Raw genomic sequence first — 9634 nt, 5'->3', positions numbered from 1 at the left:
GCCCTACGGAATCCGTAGGGAAGGCCGCAGGCCTGGACGAGGATGAGGCAGGGGAAGTCCGGAGCGAAGGCTCCGGACCGCAATCGCAGCCCCGCGCCTGCCGGGCCGCCGCCGCGCCGGGCGTCTCAAGAACCAGCATCCGCCATCAAGCGCAAACAGTGCCAAAAATGCCCAAAGAGCCGAGCGCCTCAAGAACCCAAAGACCGCAAAAAAAGGCCGCCGAAGCGGCCTTGCCAGCAGGCGGCGCTCAGCCGCCGCCGTCCAGATCGGCTGGCGTGTCGACGTCGCGCAACACGCCGGGGTCATCCACCTCGACCAGGCGCAGGCCAGGCTGTTTGAGCATCCGCCGCGCGCCTTCGTCGCCGCTCAAGGCTGCCAGCTGCGGCAGCAGTTCCGCGCGGAATGCCACCGGGTGGCCACGCTGCCCTTGGTATGAAGGCGCGGCCATCGGCGCGTGGCGCAGCGCGTCCAGCACGCCCTCCAGGCTGGCGCTTCGGATCCACGGCATGTCGGCCAGCGCCACTAGCACCGCTTCGGGCGTCCCGGGCAAACCCTGCAGATACTGCGCCGCGGCGGCCAGACTGGCCCCCATGCCTTCGCCCGCCCGGTCCGTCTCCAACACCTGGCAATCTTCCGCCCGCAGCAATCCGGCCAGGGCAGCGCTGCCGGGACGCACCACGGCCACGACCAGGTCCACCGCCGCGCGTAGCGCCCGGGCGCTGGCCACGGCCACGCACATGCCTTGCGGCAAAGGCGCCAGCAGCTTGTCGGCGCCCGGCCGCTGCGCGGCATAGCGCGAGCCCTGCCCCGCGGCCAGCAGGATGCCGACCCGCATAGGGCCCTGGTAGGGATAGACACTAGAGACATTCGCCATAATGATCAGTATAGTGAATATAAGCCGTGGCAGCGTCGCGGCCTTTTTTGTGAGAAGCCGATGAACGCTCTGGATCTGGACGTATTGCAACATGCCCGGGACTGGGTGGCCGCGGGCAGCCGCGTGCACCTGGTGACCGTGGTGCAGACCTGGGGCTCGGCCCCGCGCCAGGCCGGCGCCATGCTGGCCCTGCGCGAGGACGGCCGCATGGTCGGCTCGGTCTCCGGCGGCTGCATCGAGGACGACCTGATTTGCCGCGCCCGCGAGGGCACGTTGGAAGACGCTCCCGCCCGCCTGACCTATGGCGTCACCCGCGACGAGGCCGCACGCTTCGGCCTGCCTTGCGGCGGCACGCTGCGCCTGATCAGCGAACCGCTGCGCGACACGCAATGGCTGGACGTGGTGCTGGAAGCTATACGCGGCCACCGCCTGATCCAGCGCACCGTGGACCTGCACGACGGCAGCAGCTCGGTATCTGCCGCCGGCCCGGCCGACGGCCCGGACTTCGACGGCCGCATCTTTCGCAGCGTGTACGGCCCCCGCTGGCGGCTGCTCATCATCGGCGCCAACCAGACCGCCCAGGTGCTGGCCAACGTGGCCGCCACGCTGGATTTCCACGTCACGGTCTGCGACCCGCGCGAGGAATTCTTCGGCGAATGGAACCTGTCCCGGACGACCTTGCTCACCAGCATGCCCGACGACGCGGTGCTGGAAATCGGCACCGACGAACGCACCGCCATCGTGGCGGTCACCCACGACCCCAAGCTCGATGACATGGCCTTGTTGGAAGCGCTGAAATCCCCGGCGTTCTACGTGGGCGCGCTGGGCTCGCGCGCCAACCAGCAGAAGCGCCGCGAACGGCTGCGGCTGTTCGACCTGGACGACAGTCAGATCGCGCGCCTGCACGGCCCGGTGGGCCTGCGCATCGCCAGCAAGACGCCGGCCGAGATCGCCGTGGCGGTCGCTGCGGAGCTGATCTGGGTCCGCAACACGCTGGGCGACGGCCAGGCCGCCCGCAGCGCGCCGCAAGCGAGCGCGCTGCAAGGCTGAGCCAGGACCGCAGCCGGCCCCTGCCCTACATGGGCTTGAGCGTGGTGCGGCTGTACTGGTTATTGGCTTCCACCAGGGTGGAAAGCAGCTTCATGAAGATTTCCTGATTGCGCGTGGACAACGGTTCCAGCAGACGCTGCTGGGCGCGCGCCATTCCTTCCTGCAAGATGCCCATGATGCGCAGGCCTTCCTGGGTGATGACGGCTTGGCGCGAGCGCTTATCGTTGGGATTGACGCGCCGTTCCACCAGGCCGCGCTCCTGCAAGCGCTTGACCACGTCCGCGGTGGTGGTGCGGTCCAGTCCCAGTTCCATGCCGATGGCGGTCTGGTCCAGCCAGGGGCTGAGCGACAGCGCCGTCAGCACGCCATACTGCACCGGCGTCACGTTCTGCGTCTTGCACTCCTCGTAGAACATGGCGTAGTGGATCTGGTTCAGGCGCCGCACCAGATAGCCGGGACGCGACCAAAGCACCTGCTTGGCCGGATCGAAAATCTTGGTGTCCATCTTATGAGTTGCGACGCGCTTCTGGGACGTCGTCTTTTTCTGTACATCCGGCACGTTGAGGCAGCTCCAATTTAGTTAGTGCACTGAGGATAATACCACCGGGCGCTTCCTGTCGAGCGGCACGCCGCAAGCGCTTGCCTGAAATCAAAACCGCAGCGTTCAGAAGCGCGCGACGGGTCGAAAATCCGCCGCGAAACCTAGCGCGGCTGCTCCGCCAGATACTCCTTCAAGGTCTGCACCAAGGCCGCCGCGGCCGGCGACAGGCTGCGGTTGCGCGCGGTCACCAAGCCGATGGAACGCTCGGCCACCGGGCCAATCAGCGGGCGCTGCACGATGCCATTTTGCGCCACCGCGCCGGCGGCGATTTCAGGCAATGCCGCGACGCCGAATCCGCATTCGACCATGGCGACGATGGTGGTCAGGTGCTCGGCCTCGAACGCCGGCGTGAAGCGGATCCGGTTCTGCAGAAAGGCCCATTCGGTGTATTGCCGCACGCTGCTGGGCTGCACCATCGACACGTGCGCCGCATCGGCGGTATCGGCCCAGCGCAGCGGGCCGCGGGCACGCGCCAGCGGATGGGCTTCGGGAATCAGCAGCAGGAAGCTGTCGGACATCAGCGGCACGTAGTGCAGGTCGGCATGCTGCGGATCGGCGGCAGTCAGGGCGAAGTCGACCTCGCCCGCCCGCACCAAGTCGAAGGCCGGCCCCGACAAGGTATCGCGCACCTTCAGGGCGACCTGCGGGTGGGCCTGGCGGTAGGCCATCAGCACCCGCGGCAACAGGCGAGCGGCGATCGAAGGCAAGGCCGCCACCGACACCTGGCCCTGCTCCGCGTTGACGATGCCGCTGACCGCGGCGATGGCGTCGCGGAAGGCCACTTGCAGGGTGGCCGCCTGCTGCATGAAGACCTCGCCCGCGGCCGTGAGGCGGACGGTGCGCGTGGTACGGTCGAACAGCCGCACGCCCAGCGCATCCTCGATGCGCTGGATCTGCGTGGAGAGGGCCGATTGCGACAGGTGCAGTTGCGCGGCCGCCTGGCGGAAGTTGAGCGTGCGGCCCAGCACCAATGTCGTGTCGATATCGCGCATCGAAAGATTGATCTGCATGCTGGGAGCGGCCCCGTTATTGATCTAAATTGGAGATCATTCTATCCAAAAAATCTGATTCATCAATCAAACTCGCTTCTCTACACTCGCCTCCAGCGAAATTACAGATGAAGGAGCAAACCATGCAGACGGACGCGATAGCGCTGCCCAATCCGGGCGCGGCGCATGCGGTGGTGGTGGGCGGCGGCACCATGGGAGCCGACGTGGCCGTGGTGTTGACCCGCGCGGCCTGCCGCACGACGGTAATCGAATCAAATACCGAACGCGCGTCGGGCTTGCCCGCCCGCGTCGCGGAAAACCTCAAGACCATAGACAGGGAAGCGAACGCCGCCCTGTTATCCACCGCCTCCAGCCTGGACGAGGTGGACTGGTCCAGCGTGAACCTGGTCATCGAGTGCATTCCCGAACGCCTGGACATCAAGCAGGCGCTGTTCGCGGATCTGGCGCAGCGCGCCCGGCCCGACGCCATCCTGGCCAGCAACAGTTCCAGCTTCCCGATCAGCGCCATCAGCCAGGGTCTGGACACCCGCGGCCGCATGCTGGGCCTGCACTTCTTCATGCCCGCGCACCTGGTGCCGCTGGTCGAAGTGGTGCTGGGCGAGACCAGCGACAATGGCTGCGCGGATACCCTGATCGAATTCATGCGGCGCTGCGGCAGCGTGCCGGTGAAGGTGCGGCAGGACCTGCCAGGCTTTCTGGCCAACCGCCTGCAGCACGCGCTGTCGCGCGAGGCCTTCGACCTGATCGACCGCGGCATCGCCTCGCCGGAAGACGTGGACGCGGCAGTGCGCTTCGGCTTCGGCTTCCGCTTCCTGGCGGCGGGCCCCGTGATGCAGCGCGACCATGCCGGCATCGACGTGCATGCCGCGGCCGGCGCCACCATGTATCCCACCTTCTGCAACGCCAGCCAGCCGGCGCGCTGCCTGACCGAACGCGCCCAGGACGGCCGCCACGGCATGAAGACGGGCGAGGGTTTTTACGCCTGGACGCCCGAGACCATCGCCGCCGAACGCGCGCGCTACGACCGCCTGCTGCGCGCGGGCCTGGATCTGATTGCGCCCGAACTGCCGGAGATCAAGCCATGAGCAACGCCGCTCCGCCCCGCGCCGCCCTGGCCGATTCGCCCGTCATCATCACGGTGGCGCCCAATGGCGCCTACAAGAAGACCGCCGACCATCCGGCCGTGCCGCTCACGGCCGAGGCCCTGGCGCGCGAAGCGCGCGCCTGCCTGGACGCCGGCGCGGCCATGATGCACATGCACGTGCGCAAGCCCGACGGCAGCCACCTGCTGGATGCCCAGGCCTACCGCGACGCCCTGGCCGCCGTGCATGTCGCCGTCGGCGACGAATTGCTGGTGCAGGTGACCAGCGAAGCCGCCGGCGTCTACAAGGCGGCTGAGCAGATCGCCCTGGTGCGCGAGCTGCAACCCGAGGCCGTGTCCATCGGGCTGCGCGAGATCGCCGTGCCGGACATCCCGGAAACCGAGTTGGCGGCTTTCCTGGCCTGGATCGCCGAGCGCCGCATCATGACGCAGATCATCCTGTACGACGAAGGCGACGTGCGCCGCTGGCTGTCGCTGCGCGCGCGCGGCCTGGTGCCGCCAGGAGCGTGGTCGGTGCTGTTCGTGCTGGGCCGCTACAGCGCGGGCCAGACCTCCTCGGCCTATGACCTGCTGCCCTTCCTGGCCGCGTACGATCAGTCCCTGCCCTGGGCCGTCTGCGCCTTCGGTCCCGAGGAAAATGCCTGCGTTACCACGGCCGCGGCGTTCGGCGGCCATATGCGCGTGGGCTTCGAAAACAACCTGAAGCTGCGCGACGGCAGCACCGCGCCCGGCAATTCGGCGCTGGTGCTGCAAGCCGCGCAAGGCGCGCAGGCGCTGGGCCGCCCGCTAGCCACGGCGGCCGACGCGCGCCGCATCTACGGGGCGGTCGGCTGACGCGGCCACGGCGGCGCTAGCGCGCCGCTCCCAGGATCGCTTGCGCGACGTTGATCGCCTGCTCTTCCGAATTCATCGTCAGGTTCAGGATGCCTTCATCCATGGGACCTGTAATGCGCGGCACGCCCACCAGCTTGCCGTCGATGGTGAAGACCAGCCACTTTCCCGGGTACTGGCGGCCGATCTGCGCAAGCTTGCGCGCGCCGGGCGGCGTGAAGCGCAAGCTCACGAAAGGCTGCCCCTCCCGGCTCTTCATCGGCGTGGCGGCGTTCAGGTCGGCGCGGGTAAGCGCGGGCGCCAGCAGGAAGTAGTAGGTCTTGTCGGGCAGGCGCAACTCGCGCAGATCGGCGCCCGGCTGATCCTCCGCCAGTCGGAACTCGACCGCCGGCACGGCGGTTTGCGTCTGCGTGACGGCGTCTTGCACCGCCGGCGCGGGTTGGGCGACGCGGGGCGCGGCATTGGCGCCCTTCTGCGCCGCCATGGGTTGGCAAGCGGCCAGCAACGCGCTCGATGCGATCACGACGGGAAGAATGATGCGACGTGTCATGGCTGTGTACCTCTCAAGAATCATTGAGGATGCGGCCGCTGGCCGCGTGCCTGCGTACGAGCTGCACCTGCTCACCATTGATACCCGACTCCCACGCTTGCGCCGTAGTCGCCGCGCGAACTGCTGCTGGCCAGGCCCTTCACCACCCATTTGCCGCTGTCCGACACCGTCGACAGCCCCATGGCGAAGCCGCTTTCGCCGCGCCACGTGCCGCCGCCCATGCTGAACATGCTCCGGCCGGGCAGGTAGGCCTGAGGCAGCGCGGACATGGCCATGGCGGAGGCGACACCGGCGCTCAGCCGGTTGTCCAGTCCTTGCACGTCCTTGCGCAAACCGGCCACCTGATTGGTCAAGCCGCTCTCGATTTCCCGCAGCTGGTTCACGTTGACCGCGTCGGTTCCCGCCGTACCGCGGGCCACGTACGCGATCTGGCGCTCCGCCCCTTCGGCGCCGACCGACACGGTGTTGTCGCGGTCGGCGACGGAGCCCGCGCCCAGGGCCACCGCGTTGCTGCCCGATGCCTTGCTGCCGTTGCCCAGCGCCGTCGCGCCAGCGCCAGACGCCTGCGCGTCGTTGCCGATGGCGGTGCTGTTCTTGCCTGAAGCCACGGCGCCCGCGCCGCCCGCCGCCGAGTTTCTGCCGCTGGCCTTGGGCGGCTTGGCCGCCTTTTCCTCTTGACTGGTCTGGAACATGCCGGCGGCGCCATTGCTGATGTTCGTCACATCGCCTTCGACGCCGGCCACGCGCTCATCCAGCGCGGTGAGCTGATCGCCGACCTGGAGCACATTGCCCGCCACTTCCTGCAAGCGCTTGTCGGTGTAATCGTTGGCTTGCCTGAGCGCGCCGTCCAGCTGCCGCAGGTTCACGCCGTCCGTGGCCGCGCGGCCGTCGGCCAAGTTGCTGAGCGTGCGCTCCGCGCCCGACGCGCCTACCGACACCGTGCCCACCGACTGATTTTTCGCATCCGAGTACTTGCCGGTGTAGCTCTCCGCGCCCCGGTCCGCCACGGCGCCCGCGCCCAGCGCCACATCGCCCTCCTTGCCAGCGGCCGCACCGTTGCCCAAGGCCACAGAGTTGGCGCCGTTGGCCGCCGCGCCCGGGCCCATTGCGATGCTGCCAAGACCGTTGGCCAAGGAATCCGGCAAGACCGCCGACGCCCCGCCATTGGCGTGGAAGTACTTGATCCCAGCCCCGCCCTGGGTAAAGGTGTCGATCGTATCGCCTATCGACTTGACGTACTGATTGGTCTCGAACAGCTGCGAACCGTTGACCGCGTCAGTACTCTCTGCCGACAGGGCGCCCCGCGCCAAGTTCCTCAGCACCGTCGCCGCGCCGCCAGGGTTCAAGGTCACCATGCCGTAATTGATGGTGCCGTCCTGATTGCGGTCGTACTTCACGCCACCTGCTTCGAGGCCAGTCACGTTCGAGGCCAGCGCTTTCAACTGGCTGACGTTCACCGCGTCGGAATCCACCGTCCCCGCCGCCACTCCGGTGATCTGCCGGTAGTTGCCAGCGTCGACGTCACCCACGGAAAGCGCCGCCAACTTGCTGCGCGTGGCGTTCACGGCCGCGCCATCGCCGCCCAGGGGCACGTATCCATCCGCCCCGGCCACCACCTTGGCGATCGACCCGGCGCCCAGCGCTACGCCACCCCCCGAGATAACTCTGCTGCCCGCGCCCAGAGCCACCCCCTGAACCGCGTCAGCCAAGGCCTGCGTTCCCGCCGCGATGCCATCCGCGGACGTCGTGCGCGCCTGCTGCCCCAGGGCGATACCGCCGGGCGCGCTCTGATCCACCACGGCCCGCTCGCCGATTCCCAGGCCGCGGTCGCCGTTGACCACCGCCTGCGGTCCGATGGCGATCGACTCCAAGCCTGTCGCCAGTGAATCGGATGCCGCCGAGTTGGCGTGGAAGTACTGAGTGCCAGTGGCCGTCAAGGATCCGATCGCGCCGGTCAACTGACGCAAGGTCACCGCGTCATGCGCTTCGGTACCGTCCGCCACGTTGGTAATCTGGCGATACGCGCCGTCGTGGCCAACGGACACGGCCCCCAGCAAGGTGAGATCCGCCGTGTTGAACGGCACCAAGGCGCCGCCGCTGCCTATCGCCAGGCTGCCCGTGGTCGACGCCAACGCCCGGCCGGATACGGAACCGGCACCCAGCGCCACGCTCCCTTCCTGACTCGCCACGGCGTCGTGGCCCAGCGCCAGCGCGTTGCCGGCCGTGGCTCGCGCGGTGTAGCCCAGCGCCGTGCTGCCCACGCCCTGCGCGTACGCATCATCTTCCGCCATCCCCGACTCGTTGGTCCGCGCATAGCGCAGGCCAAGCCCTTTGTCGGCCTTGCTGATCAGATTGTTGTCTCCCGCCAGGTTCGTGTACGTATCGCCCATGGTCGTCAGCGTGTCGCCCATCCGCAGCACATCCTGATTGATGTCGTAGAGCTGCGAACCATTCACCGCATCGGTGCTGGCGGCCGACACGGCCCCGCGCGCCAGGTTGGTGAGCTTGGTGCCGCCCGTCGCGCCGCCATCCGCCGACACCGCACCGGCCAGGGTGATCAAGCTCTTGGGATCTCCCAACTTGCCGTCGTAGGTCACCGCCCGGTCGCCCAGGCTGCCGACGTTGTCGGCCACGGACTTCAGCTGGCTTACGTTCACCGCGTCCGTGTCGGACGCGCCCGCGGCCAGGTTGGTGAGGCGCCGCTCGGCCCCCGCCGAGCCTATGCTCACCTCGCCCACCGGCGCTGCTCCAGCCACCGCCGCCGTACCCGACCGGTATGCAGACGTGGCCAGCGCCGCGCCATTAGCGACCGCGTTGGCGCCCAGTGCCACGCTGCCCGCATGGCTGGCCTGGGCATCGCGGCCCAGCGCCAGCGCGTTGTCGGCCGTGGCCCGCGCGTTGTAGCCCAGCGCCGAACTGCCGGGATTCTGGGCGTACGCATCGCTAGGCGCCAGCCCACGCTCATTGGTCCGCGCATAGCGGATGCCCAGGCCGTTGGCGTCCGTGTATGCCACGCTCGTGTCACCCGTCAGGTTCGCCAAGGTGCCACCGAGGCTGGTGAGCGTGTCGCCCAGCGTGGTCACGGTGCCTCCCATGTTCGTGACCGTGTCACCCAGGTTCGTCACGGTGTCGCCCAGGTTGGTCACCGTATCGCCCATGCTTGTTACCGTGTCGCCCAGATTCGTCACGGTATTGCCCAGGTTATTTACCGTATCGCCCATGGTCGTCACTCTGTCGCCCACGCGCTGCACGTCCTGGTTCGTTTCGTGCAGCTGCGAACCGTTCACCGCGTCGGTGCTGGCGGCCGACACGGCCCCACGCGCCAGGTTGGTGAGCTTGGTGCCGCCCGTCGCGCCGCCGTCCGTGGATGCAGGGCCGGCCAGGGTGATCAGGTTCTTGGGATCTCCCGACTGGCCGTCGTAGGTCACCGCACGATCGTTCAAGCTGCCGACGTTGTCGGCCACGGACTTCAGCTGGCTCACGTTCACCGCGTCCGTGTCGGACGCGCCCGCGGCCAGGTTGGTGAGGCGCCGCTCGGCCCCCGCCGAGCCTATGCTCACCTCGCCCACCGGCGCTGCTCCAGCCACCGCCGCCGTACCCGACCGGTATGCAGACG

At 68.3% G+C, this 9634-nt stretch carries 8 protein-coding genes; 3 read left to right on the top strand and 5 right to left on the bottom strand.

All coding sequences use genetic code 11. The annotated features are described in order from the left end of the window. Positions 1 to 247: 247 nt before the first annotated feature. A complete protein-coding gene (locus AC6LKD_RS31935; protein ID WP_498118484.1) occupies positions 248 to 874 on the bottom strand; it encodes a nucleotidyltransferase family protein in 627 nt (208 codons plus the stop codon). A 60-nt stretch (positions 875 to 934) separates the two neighbouring features. Between AC6LKD_RS31935 and AC6LKD_RS31930 the strand changes: the two genes are divergently transcribed. Next, positions 935 to 1924 carry an XdhC family protein gene (locus AC6LKD_RS31930; RefSeq protein WP_498118483.1) on the top strand — a complete coding sequence of 330 codons (990 nt, stop codon included), beginning with the start codon at positions 935 to 937 and terminating at the stop codon, positions 1922 to 1924. 25 nt (positions 1925 to 1949) lie between these two features. Here the strand turns inward: AC6LKD_RS31930 and AC6LKD_RS31925 are convergent, their stop codons facing one another. Beyond that, positions 1950 to 2417, bottom strand: coding sequence for a MarR family winged helix-turn-helix transcriptional regulator (locus AC6LKD_RS31925; protein ID WP_371818898.1), 468 nt, complete (start codon positions 2415 to 2417; stop codon positions 1950 to 1952). Positions 2418 to 2626: 209 nt separating this feature from the next. Beyond that, positions 2627 to 3535, bottom strand: a complete 909-nt coding sequence (locus AC6LKD_RS31920) for a LysR family transcriptional regulator (RefSeq protein ID WP_013393101.1) — start codon at positions 3533 to 3535, stop codon at positions 2627 to 2629. 122 nt (positions 3536 to 3657) lie between these two features. Here AC6LKD_RS31920 and AC6LKD_RS31915 point away from each other — a divergent pair, with 122 nt between their 5' ends. After that, positions 3658 to 4620: a 3-hydroxyacyl-CoA dehydrogenase family protein gene (locus tag AC6LKD_RS31915; RefSeq protein WP_498118482.1), complete on the top strand. Its 963-nt coding sequence runs from the start codon at positions 3658 to 3660 to the stop codon at positions 4618 to 4620. Continuing rightward, a complete protein-coding gene (locus AC6LKD_RS31910; protein WP_013393099.1) occupies positions 4617 to 5471 on the top strand; it encodes a beta-keto acid cleavage family enzyme in 855 nt (284 codons plus the stop codon). The genes AC6LKD_RS31915 and AC6LKD_RS31910 overlap by 4 nt, the downstream gene beginning before the upstream one ends. Before the next feature lie 16 nt (positions 5472 to 5487). Here the strand turns inward: AC6LKD_RS31910 and AC6LKD_RS31905 are convergent, their stop codons facing one another. After that, on the bottom strand, positions 5488 to 6018 hold the full coding sequence (locus AC6LKD_RS31905) for a SecDF P1 head subdomain-containing protein (RefSeq protein WP_498118481.1): 531 nt from the start codon (positions 6016 to 6018) through the stop codon (positions 5488 to 5490). A gap of 71 nt (positions 6019 to 6089) precedes the next feature. Beyond that, a partial coding sequence (locus AC6LKD_RS31900; RefSeq protein ID WP_498118480.1) for a YadA family autotransporter adhesin occupies positions 6090 to 9634 on the bottom strand: 3545 nt, incomplete at its 5' end.

The organism is Achromobacter sp. D7-1 (genome assembly GCF_059760445.1).
This window is presented reverse-complemented; position numbering and strand designations above follow the sequence as displayed.